Below are 19,283 nucleotides of genomic sequence, written 5' to 3'. Positions count from 1 at the left end.
AAAGCAAGATCAAAAGATCGCAGCCTCGTTTCACTCGACAGCTCCTACAGGATTACTGTTTAGGCGAAAACGAACGCCGAGTCCGACAGGTTAGCCACTCCCACCCCGATCAGGGTCACGGCATAGTCGCCAATCTTCAGCACGGTATCGTTGCCGGTCTGCGCCGCGTGTTGCTTGTAGTCGTAGCCCTGCCCCGCGCCTTCAACGCCCATGAACACCAGTTTGTCGCTGCCCTGATAACCGTTGATGGCATCGAAACCGAACGCGCCGCTGAACAGGAAGGTGTTGTTGCCACCCACGGCAGTCATCACGTCGTTACCGGCGCCACCGACGAAGGTCACATGGCCTTTGTCGCTGATCAGCTTGTCATCGCCACCGAGGCCGAACAGCCAGTCACCGTCAGCCGTGGCGTGCAGCGCATTGCCGTAGCCATCGCCGCTGAGCGAATGGTTGTACTGGGTCAGCTCGCTGCCATTGGTCAAACCCTTAGCCGTGACGCCCCAGGTGATTTCCTTGCTGCCCCACCACGAACCCGACTCCTTGCTCACCAGCGCGCCAATGTCGCGGGTCATGCTGATGCCGCCGTAGGCATCGCGCACGTAAAGCGTGCCGTCACCATCGTTGGCGAAGCTGAAGTTCTGCAACGGTTTCTGCAGTTCGAAGGTGTTGTGACCCTGGCCACCGAGCAGGATGTTATAGCCGCCGTCATCACGGAAACGGTCATCGCCGCCCAGGCCTTCGAGGAAGTCGTTGCCCGCGCCGCCCTTGAGCCAGTCGTTGCTCTGGGTGCCGATAATGAAGGTGCTGCCGGTGTGCGGCTCACCGCTGCGCCCCAGATCCTCGACCCAGGTTTTGCCCCGGGACGCTTCTTCCAGATTGGAGACGATGATCGTCGAGTCTTTATGCGTCAGGTTGTAAAACTTCGAATCGATGACCCGATTCAAGCCATCGGCATAGCCCAGCGAGCTGTGGGCCGACCAGTTCAGCGGATTGACGATGCTGAACGGCACCAGGTTCTGCGCGGTGGACGCGTAGTTGTCGTTGAAGTTGACGATGTTGTCGGTGGTCGAATCGTGGGGTTTGTCGTGCTTGCCCATCGAGGCTGTGCTGAACGTGGTGCCATCGAGCACGCGGAACACCGGGTCGTTCTCGAAACCGATATTCAGCACGTTATTGCCGGTGCTGCTCTGGGTGGGCGAGGCGAAGGTGATGTAGTTGGCGTCCTTGAAGAAGCCGCCCCAGTTGCTCGCGCTCAATTCGGCAACGCTGTTGACGCCGAGCCCGCCGAGGCTGTGGCCACTGAGCAGGACGTCCTTGGCGGCGATGCCGTTGGCAATGGCGAATGCCGCGACAGCCTTGAGCAAATTGTCGAAGGCGTTTTTAGCGTAATTGCTCGCGTAATCCGAAGGCCCGATGGCAGCCAGCAGGTTGTTTTTCAGGTCGCCGAAGGTATCGCTGTAACCGAGCCCGCCGGTGCCACGAAAGGCCACGCCGATGCCGATCAGTTTGCCGGCGGCGTCGTATTTGCCGAGCACTTCGGCCTCGGCGCTGGTGAAGCCGTCCTTCTCGCCGAAGAACGTGCCCTGCGGCCCGACTTTGCCCTGATAGCCCAGCGCCGTCGCCGTGAGCGGCGTCCAGGCGGTGGCCGGCAGCGGCTTGCCGGTCGGCGTGTAGGCATATAGCGTCAGCGCGATGGCGTCGCTGTACAACGCTTTGCCATCGGCATTTTTATAATCGAACAGTCCCATGTTGTGCTCTCTCTTCCTTCAGAAACCGGCAGCTCTGTGCAGAGCTGCCGGTACGCTTTAGAACTGCCAGTCGAGGGTCAGACCCACACCGTGGTCCTTCTCGTTCGAGCCGATCAGGCCGTTGTAATCCAGGTTCACCCGCACATCGCGGTTGAGCGCCAGACCTGCCCGCACGCCGACCACCGCGGCGTCGCGATCCATCGACACGCCCTGCACGGTGAACGCGCTGTTGCCGTTGGCAAAGGCCAGATGGCTGTCAGCATCGACGTTGTTCAGGTTGTGCTGCCAGCCGAGGCTCGCGCCCAGTTCCAGCTGATGCTGATCCGACAAGGCGAACGAACGCTTGGCGCGCACGCCGAGGGTCGACAGCACCACATCGCGATTGTCCTCACCGCCCTTCAGCGCGGCGGCGTCACCCTTCTCGGTGAAGCTTTCGGTATTGAGGTGCACGTAGGACAGGTTGGCGAACGGTTCCAGATTCATCGGTTGCAGGCCCAGATCATAAGCGGCCTCGGTGAACACTTGAGTGGTGGCGGCATCGTGCTTGGTCTTTTGTTTACTGCTGACGTCCCCGAACTGCAGGTCACGTTTGACGTCGACACGGTGCCAGCTGTAGGCGCCGCCGACGGTCAGCCGCAGCGCATCGATCTGATGCCCCAGGTACGCACCCAAGTGGTAGCTGTCGACCGACGCCGACGAATGCGTGCCGCTGCCCATGCTCAACGAGCTGTCGCTATAACCGGTAACGAAACCCAGACGGGTATCTTCAGCGATCAAGCCATCAACACCGGCCAGCAGGCCGCCAATAGAGCTGTTGGAGTCGGCATTGTCATGCCCGCCATCACTCTTGCCCCACGAACCCAACACTTTGACCCAGGCGTTGCTGCGATCGTCGGTCGGTGCGCCAGCGTTGAACAGATCACGCTCACGCAGACGCTCGCCCACCGCTTCACGCAGGTAACGGCTGTCGTTGATCAGCATCGTGCCAATGGCCGGATGGATCTCGCCGGACAGTTGCTGGAACGCTTGCTGCGCCGACGCCGCATTCGGCGACAGCAACAGGGTTTCGAACAGCGCATTGCCGGCGCCCAGCCGTTCCGCCGCAGCGCCCACCGCGCGCTGGTTTGGCGTCAGACCGACGCTGGCGAACGAAGCCTCGTTACGCCCGACGGCCAACTGGATGCCATCGGCCGAGTACGCCAGCGTGCCACCGAGGAAGGCGTAATCCGGCAACACCTGACCGAAGCGCCCTTCAATGCCGCCGGCCGCTTGCAGGATGTTGTAGCGCGTGCCGAGCAGGCTTTGCACCTCGTTGGTGGTCAGCAGTGTCGGGCTGTTTTCCAGCGACATGCTCACCGTCGCGCCTTCAATGACCGCTTTGCCAGTCGCGATGATCTGGTCGCTGCTGGTCGGCGACAGCTCTACGGCGTAGGTCGAACCCGGTGCAAAGGTCACGTCACCGGCCACATTCATTGTGCCGATGGAGTTACCCGGCGCCACCGTACCGCCGCTGTTCACCGACAGCGCACCGATGTGGCCATTGCCGCCGAGGATACCGCCGTCATTCACCGTCACCGCCGATTGCAGCGAACCGTTAATGGCCAGACGCCCCTGATTGACCAGGGTCGGGCCGCTGTAAGTGTTGTTGCCGGTCAGCACCAGCGTGCCGATACCTTGCTTGGTCAAACCGCCGTGGCCGGAAATGTCGTTGCGCCAGGTGTCGAGGCCGCAGGTGATGTCGGTGCACACGCGTTCGGTCGGTTTGCCCTGATCGATGATCGCGCCGATGCCCGGTAGATCGGCGACAAACTGGCCGGAACCGTACGCGCCCTCGATGCGGAATTCCGCCGGTATGTCTTGCTCAGTGACGAACATCGACGGGCCATCGATGCCCTTGCGCAGGTTGATCATGCCCCAGCCGTACAAGGCGTCGATGCCCGGTGCGCCGAGGTCGGTGGCGGTGGTGCGCAAGACCGTGGCGACTTGATCGCCGGTCATGTACGGGAAGCGTTCCATCAGCACCGCCATGGAGCCGGCGACGTGCGGCGCGGCCATCGAGGTGCCGTTGTAGTTTTTGTAGCCGGTGGTCAGGTTGTCGGCGTTGGTGCCTTCGATGATCGAGCTGAAGATCTTCGTGCCTGGCGCCGAGACGCAGAAACTCGCGGTGTAACCGCAGCGCGAGGAGAACGTGCTCATGATGTACGGGTTGGCGCTGGCCAGGTCCGGGTTCTTCTGCAACGCGGCGACGGTGATCCAGTTCGGCGCGATGTCCGGAACGAAATAACCGAGGCCGGCGATGGCGTCCGGGTTGTTGAGGTTGTAGTCATTGCCGGCAGCGAAAATCGTCACGATGCCGCTGCGTGCGGCGGCAATCGCGCCATCGTAGGCACCGCCGGGTTTGGTGCCGAGCAGCGTGCGGATCTCGTTGAACTGCAACTGCGCGTCATTGACGGTGAAATGCGGGTACGCCGGATCGCGGCCGCCGAGGTCGAAACGATCAGTGATACCGATGCCCCAACTGTTGTTGATGATCCGCGCGCCGCTGGCGATCAGTGCATCCCAACCGGCCTTGTACACCGCGCCGTCGTTGCCGCGAACGATGCCGTCTTCCGGACCCGGGTCACCGTTGTCGGCGCTGATGATCTGCGCACCGAACGCCACACCGTGCATCGGTCCGCCGTCGCGACTGCCGGCGGCGATACCGCCGACGTGGGTGCCGTGGGCGCCGAGTTTGCCGTCGGAGCCGACCGAGGGCGAACCGTCATAGCGGAACGCATCGCCGGCTTTGACCGGGATGTACGGGTCGGTGTATTCGCGGATTCCGCTGGTGACCAGGGTGACGACTTTATTGCTGCCGGAAAACTCCGGGTGCGCGGCGTACACCGGCTGGTCGAAGATCCCCAGTTTCACGCCTTTACCGGTATAGCCGGCGGCGTAAGCATGATCGGCACCGATCGCGCCCAGACCCCAATCGGCCTGAAACTCGGCACTGCGCCAACTCGACGGATCGCCCGTGCGACCGCTCTCCACGTACGGCGCAGCGTGTGCCGTGCCGATTGCACAGAGTACGGCGAGCGTGAGGGATTTCAGGGCAAAGCGGCCACCCGTTTGCGCGGGGGTTTTATTGTTATTCATCCAGCGACCTTCCTTAGTGTTGTTGCGAAAAATCCGTCTCTTCAGCTCTGATCGTTCCCACGCTCCGCGTGGGAACGATCAGCGTGGGTTAGAACTGCCAGTTCAGGCTCAGGCCGACGCCATGGCTTTTCTCGCGATTGGCCAGTTGTCCGTTGTAATCAAGGTTGACGCGCACGTCCTTGCTCAACGCCAGGCTGGCCTGCACGCCAACGAGCGCGGCATCGCGCACCAGCGCCGAACTCTCCACCGCGTACGGCGTGCCGCCGCTGGCAAAGCGCAAATGCTGCTCGGAATCGATGTCGCTGAGGCTGTGCTGCCAGCCGAGGTGGCCGCTGACATCCAGTGCCTGCCGGGTCGACAGATTGAACGTCTTCACCGCCCGCACGCCGAGTGTGCTGAGCACCGCGTCACGTTGATCACCCGAACTTTTCAGCGCCGCGGCGTCGCCCTTCTCGGTGAAACCTTCAGTGTCCAGATGCACGTAAGCCAGGTTGGCGAACGGCTCCAGCGCCAGTGGTTGCAGGTGCAGGCGATAAGCCGCTTCGCCGAATACTTGCGTGGTGGTGGCATCGACCTTGGTTTTCTGTTTGGCACTGAGGTCGCTGTATTGCAGATCGCGTTTCACATCGGCGCGATGCCAGCTGTATGCCGCGCCGGTGCTCAAGCGCCACGCGCCGATTTCACGGCCGGCGTACGCGCCTAAGTGATAGCTGTCGACCTTGGCCGACGAATGCGTGCCCGAGCCCATGCTCAGCGAACTGTCGCTATAACCGGTGACCAGACCGATGCGCGTCTGCTCATCCAGCGCGCCATCGACACCGGCCAGCAATCCGCCAATCGAAGTGTTGTAGCCCGCCGTGTCGTGACTCGAATCGGTCGTGCCCCAAGCGCCGAGGGCTTTGATCCAGCCATTGCTTTGCGCAGCATTGTTATCGCGCAAACGCTCGCCCACTGCATCACGCAACTGGCGGCTGTCGTTGATCAGCATCGTGCCCAGCGCTGGATGGATTTCGCCGCTCAGTTGCTGGAACGCCTGTTGCGCAGACGCGGCATTTTCAGAGAGCAGCAGGCTTTCATACACCGAGTTGCCTGCGCCCAGACTTTCCGCAGCCGTCGCCACCGCGCGCTGATTCGGGGTCAGGCCAACACTGGCAAAAGAGGTCGCGTTGCGCTCGATACTCAGTTCAATGGTGGTGACGCCGTAATCGAGGACGCCGCCGATGAACAGATAGTTCGGTTGAACACTGCCAAACTGGCCCCATATTCCGCTCTTCGCCTCCAGGATGACGTAACGATTACCGAGCAGGCTTCTCGCTTCGACGGCACTGAGCAGGGTTGGACTGTTTTCCAGCGACACGCTGACCGCACCCTGACCGGGGGCAGCCATGCCTTCGGCAACGATTCGGTCGCTGCTCGTTGGCGACACCTCTACCTCGTAAGTCGAAAGATCCCCCATAAGGACGTCACGCATCACGCTGAGCGTGCCGATGGAGTGGCCGGGCGCAACGCGGCCGGTGCGGTTGAGGATCAATCCGCCGACCACACCAGTACCACTAAGAGTACCGCCGTCATTGACTGTCACCGTCGAAGTCAATGTACCGTCGACGCTCAGCAGACCGCCGTTGACCATGGTCTCGCCACTGAACGTATTGTTCCCGGTGAGATACAGACTCCCTGCCCCGGACTTGATCAGGCGACCCTGAAGTATCTTGTTCTCCCATGCGGCGTCGCGGGCCATGCCCACCGCATAATCCGTCTTGTCCTGCTGGCTGGCATTCTCCGGAAGCCCGTTGTACCAAGCCTTGTTGAAGAATGTTTTCTCCCACGCATAGTGCTCGGCGAGTGCTTCATCTTCGCGGGCTTTGCCTGCCTTGTCGGAAATGTCATTGCTCCAGACGTCACTCTGTCCGGCCGCCAGATTGGCATTGAACACCCCCATCAACTGCCCCGGCCCCCGCATCGCCCGGTCCAGGTTGATGACACCCCAGCCGACCTGTTCATTCGGCACTTGCGTCACCGAACCATCCAGTTGCGTGGCGGTGGTCAGCAGCACTTGCAGGGCTTGCTGATTGGTCATGTACGGGAAACGCTCCATGACCAGCGCCAATGCGCCGGTCGCATGGGGTGCCGCCATCGAGGTACCGGACTTGATCCCGTAGCCGCCGCCGGGAACGGTGCTGTCGATCTTCGCGCCCGGTGTGGTGATGCACCAGTATTTGGCGATGCCGCACTGGTTGTACTTCTGCTGATTGTTCTGATCGAGCCCGGAGACCGCCAGCCAGTGGCCTTCGAGATCCGGCTGAAAATACGGCAGTGCCGCACGCACGCTGGCATTCGGGTAGCCGCTGTTGCCGGCGCTGAACACGTTGATCACCCCGCGCCGCGAGACATCGGCCGCCGCGTCAAGCCAGGTGCCCTGGTTGTAGTGCTGGGCGTAGGCCTTCTGCACATCCGCGAGGGTGCGGTAACTGACATCTGGCGGCTGGCTACCCCAACTGTTGTTGATCGCGCGCACGCCGGCATCGGCCAGCGCGTCGTACACCGCTTTGAAATACCGCGGATCGGGATTGGGGCCGAACAGGAAGCTGTCGTTCTTGTTGGTGTTGCCGACGTAGATCTGCGCGTTGTACGCCACGCCATGCATGCCGCTGCCATCGCGCGAGGCGCCCATGGTGCCGACGACGTGGGTGCCGTGAGAGTCGTTGTTGGGATTGAGGGTGCCGTCGACGTTGAACGGCGAGCCATCGACGTAGCTGCCAGTGGCCGTCACCGGGTGATAGCGGTCACTGGCGAACTCTGGGTGAGTTGTGTCAAAGCCGGAATCGAGGGCGCCGATTTTTACCCCCTTGCCACTAAATCCTGCCGCGTAGGCTTTGTCGGCCTGCATCCGCTCAAGGCCCCAGTCACGGAGGAATTCGGCAGTGCGCCAACTGGCCGGATCGCCGGGTTTTCCAGGTTCCAGGTATTGCGCCTGAGCGGGGTTTGCGGAAATCGTAAGCAGCAAGGTGCCGAGCGAAATAGGTTTGATACGTCCGTCCATGTTCACCATTCACTTTTATTGTTTTATGCAGGTTCTTTTGCGGTGTTGCCTGTTCCCCTCACCCCAGCCCTCTCCCCGAGGGAGAGGGAGCCGACCGAGGTGTCTTGCGTCATTCATCGACCTGAAAACCTGGGTCGATTGTGGATTAGGTAAAGCACATCCCCTCACCCCAGCCCTCTCCCCGAGGGAGAGGGAGCTGACCGAGGTGTCTCACGTCATACATCGACCTGAAAACCCCGGTCGATTATGGATTCGGTGCCGCTCGATCAGGTCGGCGTACTTCTAAAATATCCCCCGATCGGTCCCCTCTCCCTCTGGGAGAGGGTTAGGGTGAGGGCTGGTGAGCGACCACAAATGCCTCATCCACCCGCGCCAGATCCTGCTCGTTCAACGTCCCGGCGTAGTAATGCAACTTGGTCCACGCCATCAAATAGTCATACCGAGCCTGCGCCAGATCACGGCGCGTGGTGAACAGTTGCTGCTCGGCGTTCAACGCGTCGAGGTTGGTGCGTTCGCCACCGAGAATGCTCTGCTTGGTCGACACCACCAGCGCTTCCGCCGAGCTCAACGCTTTCTGATAAGCGCGCAGTTTGCTTACCCCGGACAAACACGCACTGAACTGACGACGCAGTTCGATCAGCGTCTCGCGTGTCTTGCCATCAAGCTCGTACTCCGCCTGTTCCATGGTGCGGCTGGCCTGACGCGTCGACGCCGACACCCCGCCCCCGGCATACAACGGCACGCTGACTTCGAAACCAATGGTGTTGGTTTCGTAGCGCTGGTTGTAGGTATTGCCGCTTTCTGATTCGTTCTGGCGCATCGAGGCATAGGCATTGATTTTCGGCAGATGCCCGGCGCGATTGCGTTCCACTTCATAACGCGCAACTTCCACGGCCTGGCGCTGCGAGGCCAGATTCGGGTTATTGCTCACCGCCATTTCGTGCCAGGTGTCGTAATTGGCTGGCATCAGCGCGAAGGTCTGGAAGTTTTGCCCCAGCGGCGCCAGATCGCCGATATCCACCGCCGGCACGCCCACCAGTGCGCCCAGTTCACGCAGCGCCGCGTCTTGTTCATTGCGCGCTTCGATCTCTTCAGCGGTCGCCAGTTCATAGCGCGACTCAGCCTCGAGAATGTCGGTGCGCGTGCCCTCGCCTTGCTTGAACATGTGCTCGTTCTGCTGGAACTGCTGCTCGTAGGCCTTCTTCTTCGCCTGGGCGATATCGATCTGATCCTGCGCGAACAGTGCCTTGGTGTAGTTATCCAGCACGCGGACCAACAGTTCCTGGCTCTTGCCGCGAAAGTTTTCGTCGGCGAACAACGACTGCGCGACACCTTTGCGATACGCGGCATACGCCTCGTAATCGAGCAGCGGTTGCTGCAGGGTCAGTGCCGAGCCGTAACTGCTGTAGTTGCGGTCATCGGTACGATTACGCGCGCGCTCATCCAGCGAGGTGGCTTTCGAGGAGTTACGGCCCTTGTTGTAGGTGTAACCGATGCGCGGCAGCAGGCCGGCACGGCCAATGGCGCGGTTTTCCAGGCCGGCATCACGCTCCTTGATCGCCCCGAGGAACACCGGGTCATTGCGCAACGCCTGTTCGTAGATCTCGAACGGCCCCATCGCCGCCACTGCTGAGTGACTCGCGAGCAGCATCATTGCCGCCGCGAGCATGGAAAGCTTATTCATACAGCCGAACATCCTTATTCCTCGGTCAACGCGGAGCCGGCCCGGTCGAGCAGCGGTTTGAACAGATAGTTGAGGAGTGAACGTTCGCCGGTGCGCACGAACATTTCTGCCGGCATGCCGGGCTTGATCACCAGACCGTTGAGTTTTTCCATGGCCTGATCGCTGACGCTGCTGCGCAGGACGTAGTACGGCACGCCGGTTTTCTCGTCGACCATCTGGTCGGCGGAAATAAGACTGACTTCACCCGGTACACGCGGGGTTTTGCTCTGGTTGAACGCGGTAAACAGAATGTCCACCGGCAAATGCGTGCCGACCTTGTCGATCAGGTTGATCGGCAAGTGCCCTTCCACTTCCAGCGTGGTGCCTTGCGGAACGATCTCCAGCAAGGTTTCACCCTGACGCACCACGGCACCTTCGGTGTGCACGCCGAGGTTGACCGCGACGCCGTCGGCGGTGGCGATGATTTCGCTGTGCTGCAGATCGAAACCGGCGGAGGTCAGTTGCTCCGACAGGGTCACGCTTTTCAGCTGCGCGTCGGCCAGTTGCGTGCGGACTTCCTTCTGGTATTCCTCGGCGTGCTGTTGCAGCTTCAGCCGCGACTCGAGGATGCCCTGTTCCACGCGGCCGCTTTCACCGGTGTTTTCCGCCAGTTGCTGCTGCACTTGCGACAGTTGACGCTGGTACTCCATCAAGCGGTTGCGCGGGATGTAGCCGTTGTCCGCCAGCGGTTGCAGGTTGCTCAGCTGTTGTTGCAGCGAGTCGGCCTGGGCATTCAGATCGGTGCGGGCGCGGCGCATGCCGGCCAGTTGCGCGGTGGCGCCTTCGATGCTCGCACGCAGTCCGGCCTGCTCGCGGTAGTAGGCCTCGCGACGGCTGCTGAACAGTTGCCGCTGACCTTCCAGCACCAGTGCCAGACGCGGATCCGGATCATTGCTCAGCTCGGCGGGAAAGGTCACTTGCTTGAGGTTGTCGCGCTCGGCCTGCCAACGCGCGAGACTGGCCCAGGCCATGCGGTACTGCGCCTGCAGCGACTGCACGTCAGCGGCGACTTGCGTCTGATCGAGGCGGAACAACGGCTGACCCTGCTTCACGATTTCGCCTTCGCGCACCAGAATCCGGCTGACCACGCCGCTGCTCATCGACTGCACGGCTTTGCGCTTGCCCGAGACCACAACCGTGCCTTGCACCGGAATGCCTTGATCCAGCGGCGCCAACGCCGCCCAAGTGAAGAAACTGCCAGCGCCGACGATCGCCAGAATCCAGCCCATACGCGCGAAGAACTTTGCATCGCGTTCCGGGCGCTCGGTAATGTAGGCGTGTTCCATGCTCGCTTCGTTTTCAGTGTTCATGCTTGCGCTGCTCATACACCCGAATTCCTTGTCGAGGGCTGATACTGTCGACTCATGCTGAGCCCGCCCGGTGCCTGTGCAGCTTTTTCCCGTTGTTGTTCTTGCTGGCCGGAAAGTGCCTTGAGCACGTCCTGACTCGGGCCGAAGGCTTGCAAACGCCCGTCATTGAGGACCAGCAATTTGTCCGCCTGGGCCAGCACTGAAGAGCGATGCGTCACCAGCACCACCGTGGTGCCTTGCGCTTTAAGCGCGGCAATGGCGCTGGCCAGTGCCGCTTCACCGACGGTGTCGAGGTTGGAATTCGGTTCATCCAGCACCACCAGGCTCGGCGTGCCGTACATCGAACGCGCCAGTGCCACACGCTGCTTCTGGCCGCCGGACAAGCCACTGCCGTCCTCGCCCAGTTGCGTGTCGTAACCTTGCGGCAGACGCAGGATCATTTCGTGCACGCCAGCCTGTTGCGCGGCGGCGACGACTTTCTGTGGATCAGCCTCGCTGAAACGGGCGATGTTTTCGGCGATGCTGCCGCTGAACAGTTCGATGTCTTGCGGCAGATAACCGATGTAGGGGCCGAGCTGGTCGCGGTTCCAGCGATGAATATCCGCGCCATCGAGGCGCACGGTGCCGCCGAGGGTTGGCCAGACACCGACCAGCACACGGGCCAGCGTCGATTTGCCGGAGCCGGAAGCACCGAGCACGCCGAGCACTTCGCCGGCATTCAGATTGAAATTGACCATTTGCAACGTAGCCGTGCGTTGCCCCGGTGGGCCGGCGCTGACCTGTTCGAAAGTAATCTGGCCTTTCGGCGCGGGCAGCGCCATGGCGTCGTCACTCGGCGGGAACGCTTGCAGCAGCGCATCGAGACGACGGTAAGCCAGCTTCGCCCCGCTCCACTGCTTCCACACGGCAATCAACTGATCGATCGGGCTCAGTACACGACCCATCAAGATCGAACCGGCGATCATCATCCCGGCGGTCATGTCACCCTTGATCACCAGCAATGCGCCCAGGCCCAAGACCAGCGATTGCAGGCACAGGCGCAGGGTTTTACTCACAGAGCTGATCACCGCACCGGTGTCGCTGGCCTGATTCTGCAGACCGAGGAAGCGCGAGTGCACCTGGAACCAGCGCTTGCGCAGGGAACCGAGCATGCCCATCGCCTGAATGGTTTCGGCGTTGTGCAAATGGCTGGTGGCCAACTGGCTGGACTTCTGCGAATAACCGGCGGCTTCGCCCAGTGGCTTTTTGGTCATGTATTCGTTGAGGCAGGCCAGCCCGATCAGCAACAGTGCGCCTGCGGTGGCGAGCACGCCGAGCCAGACGTTGAACAGGTAAATCACGAACAGATAGACCGGGAACCACGGCGCATCGAAAAACGCGAACAGCGCCGGCCCGGTAACGAATTGACGAATGTGCGTGAGGTCGCCCAGCGACTGCCCGGCGTTGCCCTCGCCCTTGAACAGGTTGCGTTCGAACGCCGCTTGATAAACACGCAGGTTGAAGCGGCGCTCCAACTGGCTGCCGATGCGAATCACGATAAAGCTGCGGATCACTTCCAGCATGCCAATGAAGGCAAAGAAGCCGACGACCATCAACGACAGCATCGCCAGGGTCGTTTCGTTCTGCGACGACAGCACCCGGTCATAGACCTGGAGCATATAGATGGAGGGCACCAGCATCAGCACGTTAATCAGCGCGGTAAAGCAACCGACGCTGATCAGGATACTTTTATAGTCACCCAATGCCTTGATTAAGGGAGCGGTGGCTGGGGCCTTCGCCATCTTCATTGATTATTCCTGGAAAATATTTCCCGCCATTCATTGGCAAGATTCGAATTAATGATCCGTGCAACGTCGGAACTTGCTTTTTTCGTCTACCGCTTACACTTTCATAACAACTTGCGCGATTAACTGCGGTGCAGTTGCCATTCAGCGTTTCTTATAACCATTGCGTGGCGCTTTATATTAAAACCTTGTCGCCGTTTGAATAATCAAGGCTATTGCGCTGCGCGCTCAAGCGTAATCACCAGACCCGATTTCAAAGTCGCCAGATAAAGCCCGTCACGTTGTCGGCTGAAAAACTGGATTCTTGAGCCTTCTTTACCGGTGATCGCGATACCGTCCGGCTCAGGAAACCAGCCGATCGGGGTTTCTTCAAGCCATGCACCCAGGCAGTCGGCGCCTTTGCCCAAGGTTTTGTTGGCTGCCAATTCCACGAGGCACGTATTCGAAGGCTTGTCCTGTTGTTTTAGCGCTTCTCGATCATCATCCCGGGTAGACAATGTCGCTTGCCACTGTCCGGCAAACACCGAGGGTTCTTCGAGTCTGAGGCTGCTTGCCATGCTGGTTTCTCCTGAAATCATGATGAGCGCCGCCGAAAGCCACGCCGCTACCTTGTAGGTAAAAGCTTTACTGATCATGGGAATATTCGCTCCGGCGTGTAGCCTTGCTTACCTGTTAATACGATGCAAGCAAAGAAAGCGGCGCATCACGCGCCGCTTTCCATTTCTACATCACGCCACGATGTCGCTGGTCGCTGCCTGGCCAACGGTGCTGACCTGGAAGTCGGCCACGCCGTGCCCGGAGAAGTCCACCGAGAGCAGGCTGTTGCCGCCCGACGACGTCAGGACCGCGTCACCGGCAGCACCGGTGAAGCTGCTGACGAAGTGCAGGCCGGCACCGTTGGTGATGCCAGTCAGGTCGATTTTGTCCAGACCGCTGACGAAATCGAGGATCTGATCGATCGTACCTGGCTTGGAATCGGAACTGGCCGCGAACACAAAGGTGTCCGAACCAGCACCGCCCCACAACTTGTCAGCACCGCCAGCGCCGTAGAGGATGTCGTTGCCGGCACCGCCCTTGAGCTCGTTGGCCACGCTGTTGCCGATCAGCAGATCGCTACCCGAGCCGCCAATGGCGTTCTCGATGATCGCGCCCTTGGCGATGGACACGTTACCTACCATGCCGCCAACGTCGGAGAACGAGGCGTCATTGAGGTTGATCTTCTGGTTCTGGGTGAAACCCGAGAAGTCCAGAGTATCTTTGCCGCCCGCGTCCCACACCGAGAACACCACTTTGTCACTCGACGACGAAGCGCTGAGGAAATCGCGGCCAGTGTTGGAGTTGAAGCCGTAGGTGGTGTCACCGGTACGGGTGGTCAGGTTGGCACCGTAGAGCTTCTGGATGGCAGCGATATCGTCCATCAGTGGGCCGGACGAATACGCTTCGACCCCGCCCTTGCTGAAGTTCTGATTGGTGTTGCTTTCGCTCCAGTAGCTCATGACGCTGTAGCCGCGGGTGTCCTGCCCGTAGGACGCGTCGTTGTAGGTCGGGTTGCCATTACCGGCGTTGTAGTCGCCAGGGTGAGCGAGACCCAGGCTGTGGCCGATTTCGTGAGTCAGGGTCTGACGACCGTAGTTGTTCAGATCCGGATTCTTGTTCTGCGTGTAGCCACTGTTGATCAGGTACCACGAGGTGCCGTCATAACCGGCGCCAGTGCCTGGCAGATAAGCGAACGCTGCAGCGCCATCCTGGCCACCGCTGTAGTTACCGAAGGTCATGTGGCCGTCACCGCCCGAGGCTTTCTCGGTGAAGGTCACATTGGCCACGTCAGCCCAGGATTGCATGGCGAGCTTGGCCTGGGCTTGTTGTTGTGCACTGAACTGACTGAACCCGGTGATCCCGTGCTTGTACATCGTGCTGGACGATGCCGAAGTCAGGAACGTATAGGTGAGTTCGATCTTGCCGCTGCCGTCCTTGTCCTGGTAGGCAGCACCGTCGCGCAGCAACTGGGTGGCGGCCTGGTCGACGGAGTAGGAGGGTTTGCCATTGACCGTGAGGTTGCCGCCACGGTCGTACTGATGGCTGAAGCTATTGATCTGGTTATACGCCGAGCTGAAGGCTGACAGCTGGAAAGCCTGTTCGGCAGTATCAATAGCATTCGCTTTAACTTTCGACATAAACACACTTCCTTGTTTAGCAATGGAACAGTTTTTGTCCGACAGGACGATCTCTGGCGAGGTCGTCCTATCACTCGCCCAATGAAGGCGTAAGAAACCTGACACAATTTGAAATCTGCCGTAAAGGATTTTTTTGGGATCAAATCGGACTGTTTCGGGAAACTGCCGTAAACAAAGCGTGCGGAGGTGAAAGAATGTTTTAGTTGCGGAGCTTTTGCCTAATTGTCTGACGATTTTCTATTTAAATATTAAATATGGGTAAGTTGTTTTTTGTTAGGCGCGTCTCACTTTCCTGCACTTTATTAGTGCGATGCCAGTGTATTGATATCAACCAAATGGCTCACCCAAACTGTAGGAGCTGACGAGTGAAACGAGGCTGCGATCTTTTGACTTTGCCTTTCGAAAGCAAGATCAAAAGATCGCAGCCTGCGGCAGCGCCTACAGGGGAAAAGCGGATCAGCTACCGGTGCGTATCTTGTTCCACACGCGGGTGCGGATCCGGTCGATATTCAACGGCATCGCCTCCAGCGCGAATAATTTGCCCATCATCTCCGGACTTGGATACACCTTGGTGTCGTTCTTGATCGCAGGGTCGATCAGGCTGTCCGCCTGCTCATTGCCATTGGCGTAATGCACGTAGTTGCTGATGCCGGCCATCACGTCCGGGCGCAGCAGGTAGTTCATGAACGCATAACCAGCCTTCTCGTCCGGCGCGTCGGCGGGCATGGCGACCATGTCGAACCAGATCGCTGCGCCCTCCTTGGGAATCGCGTAGCCGATGTCGACGTCATTCTTCGCCTCTTTGGCGCGGTTCTCGGCTTGCAGGATGTCACCGGAAAAGCCAACAGCCACACAGATATCTCCATTGGCCAGATCGCTGGTGTATTTCGAGGAGTGGAAGTAGCTGACATACGGCCGCACTTTCATCAGCAGCGCCTCAGCCTTTTTATAGTCCTCGGGATTTTTGCTGTGGTGCGGCAGGCCCAAGTAGTTGAGCGCTGCCGGGAGCAGTTCCGGGCCGTTATCGAGGATCGCCACGCCGCACTTCTGCAGCTTTTCCATGTACTCGGGCTTGAAGATCAGGTCCCAGGAATCCACCGGTGCGTTGTCGCCCAGCACCGCTTTGACTTTGGCGATGTTGTAGCCGATGCCGGTGCTGCCCCACAGGTACGGAAAGCCGTGTTCGTTGTTCGGGTCATTGGTTTGCAGGGCTTTGAGCAGCACCGGATTGAGATTCTTCCAGTTCGGCAACTGGCTCTTGTCGAGTTTCTTCAGCGCCCCACCCTGAATCTGCCGAGCCATGAAGTGGTTGGACGGAAACACCACGTCGTAACCGGATTTACCGGTCATCAACTTGCCGTCGAGCGTTTCGTTGCTGTCGTAGACGTCATAAGTGACACCCACGCCGGTCTCTTTTTCGAAGTTCTTGGTGGTGTCCGGCGCGATGTAGTCGGACCAGTTGTAAACCTTGACCGTTTCCGCTGCCTGAGCAAGGGAAACGGCGAGCATCAGCGGTGCCAGAGCGAGGGTCTTGCGGATCATGGATCGATTCCTGTGTGGGTTTTCTTTTTTGTTGGCAGGCAATCAAAAGGATCAAACAATCAGAAAATCAGCACGTAGCTCTTGCGCACGGTTTCCTGGATATCCCAGATACCAAGCGTATTGGCCGGCAACATCAGTGCGTCGCCACCTTGTATGTGCAGGGTTTCGCCGCCACCGTCAGGGGTGAACGTGCAACGCCCGGAGATGAAATGGCAGAACTCTTGCGCGGTGATCTGCCGGCGCCAGCGCCCGGGCGTGCATTCCCAGACGCCGGTCTCGACGCCGTCATCGCGCTCGACGCTGGTGGTCGAGGCGATCGCCACCGGTTCGCCGAGGGGTACGGCCACCGGGTTGGATTCATCGAGTGGCAGGGTTGCGGTGTTTTTGAACTGGGTAATGCTCATGGTCTGACCTGTCTTTGGGCTTTCTTGAATTAAATCGACGTTCAATGCATGAAACCTTCCATGAAGCCCGCGACCTGGCTGGCGAGCTTGCGCCGCCATGGCGCGGTCGCCGGGTTGGCCAGGGTCTGGTCTTCGTGGACGAAACTTTTGATGATCGCGTTGTAGCCGAGCCAGCGGCACGGCTCTGGCTCCCAGGCGCGCAGGGCATGAATGCCGCCGTCCGGCAGCACCCACGGCTGATGGGTGAGTTCGGTGTCGCGCTCAAGAATCAGCTCCGCGAGGGTGCGCCCGCCGAGATTGCTCGCGCCAACGCCCTCCCCGCCATAACCGCCGGACAGCGCGATGCCATTGGCGCGATCGCAGAGCATGTGCGGTTTGAAGTGCCGGGACATGCCGAGGTTGCCGCCCCAGGCGTGGGTGATCTGCACGTTTTTCAGTTGCGGGAACAGTTCGCCGAACAGATAGCGGCGCAGCTCAACCTCATCGCGGGTCAGATCGAAGTTATGCCGCAACTTGCCGGCAAACTGATAACCACCACGGGCGCCAAAGATCAGGCGGTTATCCGCGCTGCGCTGGCCGTAAGTGACTTGGCGGCTGAATTCGCTGAAGGCTTGGCCGCGATTGAGGCCGATTTCCTCCCAGGTTGCCGCCGACAAGGGTTCAGTGGCGACAATCAGACTTTGCACCGGCAACTGATAACGGCCCAGCGGCGGCAACGTCACCGAATAACCTTCGACGGCCGGCACGATCCAGCGACTGCGCACGCTGGCTTTCGCCGTGCGTAAACTGCCCGACTGCCAATGGGTGACCGGGCTATTTTCGTAGATCTTCACGCCCATGTTCTGCACGGTGCGCGCCAGGCCGCGAACCAGTTTCGCCGGGTGGATGGTCGCCACGTGTGGCGCGTAAATCCCGCCATAGGGTTTGGCCACACGGATCTGCTGGGCCAGTTGTTCGGGGCTGAGCCAGCGGTAATCGTCGTCGGTCAGGCCCTGGGCATGCAGTTTGGCCAGATACTCACGCAGCGTGGCTTCCTGCTCCGGATAGCGCGCCGCGCAATACAGCACGCCGCCCTTGCGGTAATCGCAGTCGATGCCTTCGCGTTCGAGAACAATTTCCACTTCATCGGGAATGCTGTGCAGCAGATCGAATGACGCGCGGCGTTGCTCTGGCGACAGCCCGGCCAGCAAGCGATCCTCGCCGAGCAGGTTGCCCATCAGCCAGCCACCATTGCGACCGGAGGCACCGAAACCGGCGGTTTGTGCTTCGACAATCGCAATGTCGAGGCCCGGCGCGAGTTTCTTCAGGTAGTACGCCGTCCACAGGCCGGTGTAGCCGGCACCGATGATCGCCACGTCGACGTCCAGATCTCGCTCAAGCTCGGGCCGCGCGGTCAGCGGCTCATCGAGTTGATCCATCCACAAACTGATAGTGCGCCACGCCGGCATGCAAGACTCCGCCACTGAAAACCTTCGATGGCGTCGATCCTAGTGGCTGTGCTCAGTTGCTGTCTTGCGCGCGTGTCCGCAAAGAAATTTGTTTAACGTAAGCCTTCGGAGACTGGCCGGTGTGCTGGCGGAAACAGCTGTAAAACGCCGACAACGAATTGAAACCGGCAGCGAAAGCCAGTTCATCGATACGCACCGGCGGTGTGGCGTTATCCAGCGCACGCAGCAAATGCTGCAGGCGCGCCTGATTGACGTAGCGATAGAAGCTTTGCCCCAGCACCTGATTAAGCAGGTAGGAAATCTGATTGCGGCTGTAACCGCACTCCTTCGCCACCCGCTGCAAGTCGAGTTCAGGATCGAGATACGGCTGCTGCTTTTCAAAGTACTGTTGCAGGTCTTCAGCCATGAAACTCAATTGACGCGGCGACAAGCCCAGGCGACTGACCGCCGGGCGCTGACTTGCCGAGTTTGTGCCGTGAGTTTGCGTGCGCACCAGCGAAGCGTATTCGTTGACGCGCCAGATCAGCCCGTCCTTGACCGTGATCGCCTCGCTGGAGCGGAACGACACCAGGCCGTCGCCGCCGCGCAAGGTCACCTCGTATTGGATGAATGCGGTGTTGCCGTCGACGCGAATGCGGTCGCAATGCTCGAGCAATTCGTCGGATTCACGCGGCATGCTGACGCGTACGTACTCGCGCAACTCATCAAGGCCGAGCACGCGATTCTGGAAGAAATCGTTGTACTGGATGTCCGGGTGATACAGCGCCATGACGCTGTCGAGGTCACGGTGCTTCCAGCTCAGGTGATAGCGCATGACCGTGGCCGCCGTGGCCTGGGTCTGTTCTGGGCCGTCGTCGTCGGCGTGCATAAAGGGCTCGGCGCAAAAGAATCGAGCTTGCCGAAGTTCGGCGCGAGCTTCAATGACTAATCCGTAGTGGCCATTTGGCGACGATTGCGTAGGCCGTGACTTACATC

12 protein-coding genes are annotated in these 19,283 nt (G+C 60.1%); all 12 read right to left on the bottom strand.

What is annotated here, in order from left to right; genetic code table 11:
* Positions 1 to 59: 59 nt before the first annotated feature.
* On the bottom strand, positions 60 to 1,748 hold the full coding sequence (locus ACZZ0A_RS10500; protein WP_463542994.1) for a polyurethane esterase: 1,689 nt from the start codon (positions 1,746 to 1,748) through the stop codon (positions 60 to 62).
* Positions 1,749 to 1,805: 57 nt separating this feature from the next.
* A complete protein-coding gene (locus ACZZ0A_RS10495) occupies positions 1,806 to 4,883 on the bottom strand; it encodes an autotransporter domain-containing protein (RefSeq protein WP_414915132.1) in 3,078 nt (1,025 codons plus the stop codon).
* An 88-nt stretch (positions 4,884 to 4,971) separates the two neighbouring features.
* A complete protein-coding gene (eprS, locus tag ACZZ0A_RS10490; RefSeq protein WP_463542993.1) occupies positions 4,972 to 7,932 on the bottom strand; it encodes an autotransporter serine peptidase EprS in 2,961 nt (986 codons plus the stop codon).
* Positions 7,933 to 8,248: 316 nt separating this feature from the next.
* Entirely contained in the window at positions 8,249 to 9,619 is a 1,371-nt protein-coding gene (locus tag ACZZ0A_RS10485; protein ID WP_007914891.1) for a TolC family outer membrane protein, read from the bottom strand.
* A gap of 2 nt (positions 9,620 to 9,621) precedes the next feature.
* Positions 9,622 to 10,971, bottom strand: a complete 1,350-nt coding sequence (locus ACZZ0A_RS10480) for an HlyD family type I secretion periplasmic adaptor subunit (protein ID WP_007914892.1) — start codon at positions 10,969 to 10,971, stop codon at positions 9,622 to 9,624.
* On the bottom strand, positions 10,968 to 12,743 hold the full coding sequence (locus tag ACZZ0A_RS10475) for a type I secretion system permease/ATPase (RefSeq protein WP_007914893.1): 1,776 nt from the start codon (positions 12,741 to 12,743) through the stop codon (positions 10,968 to 10,970). Before ACZZ0A_RS10475 ends, ACZZ0A_RS10480 begins: the two co-directional genes overlap by 4 nt.
* 209 nt (positions 12,744 to 12,952) lie before the next feature.
* A complete protein-coding gene (locus tag ACZZ0A_RS10470; RefSeq protein WP_176472339.1) occupies positions 12,953 to 13,375 on the bottom strand; it encodes an AprI/Inh family metalloprotease inhibitor in 423 nt (140 codons plus the stop codon).
* A gap of 93 nt (positions 13,376 to 13,468) precedes the next feature.
* Entirely contained in the window at positions 13,469 to 14,914 is a 1,446-nt protein-coding gene (locus ACZZ0A_RS10465) for a serralysin family metalloprotease (RefSeq protein ID WP_095113289.1), read from the bottom strand.
* 456 nt (positions 14,915 to 15,370) lie between these two features.
* Complete coding sequence (locus tag ACZZ0A_RS10460; protein WP_463542992.1) at positions 15,371 to 16,456, bottom strand: polyamine ABC transporter substrate-binding protein; 1,086 nt, start codon at positions 16,454 to 16,456, stop codon at positions 15,371 to 15,373.
* Positions 16,457 to 16,515: 59 nt separating this feature from the next.
* Positions 16,516 to 16,860, bottom strand: a complete 345-nt coding sequence (locus ACZZ0A_RS10455; RefSeq protein ID WP_123375153.1) for a cupin domain-containing protein — start codon at positions 16,858 to 16,860, stop codon at positions 16,516 to 16,518.
* A 41-nt stretch (positions 16,861 to 16,901) separates the two neighbouring features.
* Positions 16,902 to 18,308 carry an NAD(P)/FAD-dependent oxidoreductase gene (locus ACZZ0A_RS10450; protein WP_095113291.1) on the bottom strand — a complete coding sequence of 469 codons (1,407 nt, stop codon included), beginning with the start codon at positions 18,306 to 18,308 and terminating at the stop codon, positions 16,902 to 16,904.
* A 52-nt stretch (positions 18,309 to 18,360) separates the two neighbouring features.
* Complete coding sequence (locus ACZZ0A_RS10445) at positions 18,361 to 19,176, bottom strand: helix-turn-helix domain-containing protein (protein ID WP_123375151.1); 816 nt, start codon at positions 19,174 to 19,176, stop codon at positions 18,361 to 18,363.
* Positions 19,177 to 19,283: the final 107 nt, after the last annotated feature.

It is taken from the genome of Pseudomonas sp. AC242 (genome assembly GCF_979258655.1).
Note: the sequence above shows the minus strand (reverse complement) of the source record. Positions and strands in the feature narration are given on the sequence as shown.

What these genes read in the sequence shown, in the direction of transcription:
- ACZZ0A_RS10470 (WP_176472339.1), bottom strand. Translation starts at nt 13,375, where the DNA reads ATGATCAGTAAAGCTTTTACCTACAAGGTAGCGGCGTGGCTTTCGGCG.
- ACZZ0A_RS10475 (WP_007914893.1), bottom strand. Translation starts at nt 12,743, where the DNA reads ATGAAGATGGCGAAGGCCCCAGCCACCGCTCCCTTAATCAAGGCATTG.
- ACZZ0A_RS10460 (WP_463542992.1), bottom strand. Translation starts at nt 16,456, where the DNA reads ATGATCCGCAAGACCCTCGCTCTGGCACCGCTGATGCTCGCCGTTTCC.
- ACZZ0A_RS10465 (WP_095113289.1), bottom strand. Translation starts at nt 14,914, where the DNA reads ATGTCGAAAGTTAAAGCGAATGCTATTGATACTGCCGAACAGGCTTTC.
- ACZZ0A_RS10450 (WP_095113291.1), bottom strand. Translation starts at nt 18,308, where the DNA reads ATGCCGGCGTGGCGCACTATCAGTTTGTGGATGGATCAACTCGATGAG.
- ACZZ0A_RS10480 (WP_007914892.1), bottom strand. Translation starts at nt 10,971, where the DNA reads ATGAGCAGCGCAAGCATGAACACTGAAAACGAAGCGAGCATGGAACAC.
- eprS (WP_463542993.1), bottom strand. Translation starts at nt 7,932, where the DNA reads ATGGTGAACATGGACGGACGTATCAAACCTATTTCGCTCGGCACCTTG.
- ACZZ0A_RS10445 (WP_123375151.1), bottom strand. Translation starts at nt 19,176, where the DNA reads ATGCACGCCGACGACGACGGCCCAGAACAGACCCAGGCCACGGCGGCC.
- ACZZ0A_RS10500 (WP_463542994.1), bottom strand. Translation starts at nt 1,748, where the DNA reads ATGGGACTGTTCGATTATAAAAATGCCGATGGCAAAGCGTTGTACAGC.
- ACZZ0A_RS10485 (WP_007914891.1), bottom strand. Translation starts at nt 9,619, where the DNA reads ATGTTCGGCTGTATGAATAAGCTTTCCATGCTCGCGGCGGCAATGATG.
- ACZZ0A_RS10495 (WP_414915132.1), bottom strand. Translation starts at nt 4,883, where the DNA reads ATGAATAACAATAAAACCCCCGCGCAAACGGGTGGCCGCTTTGCCCTG.
- ACZZ0A_RS10455 (WP_123375153.1), bottom strand. Translation starts at nt 16,860, where the DNA reads ATGAGCATTACCCAGTTCAAAAACACCGCAACCCTGCCACTCGATGAA.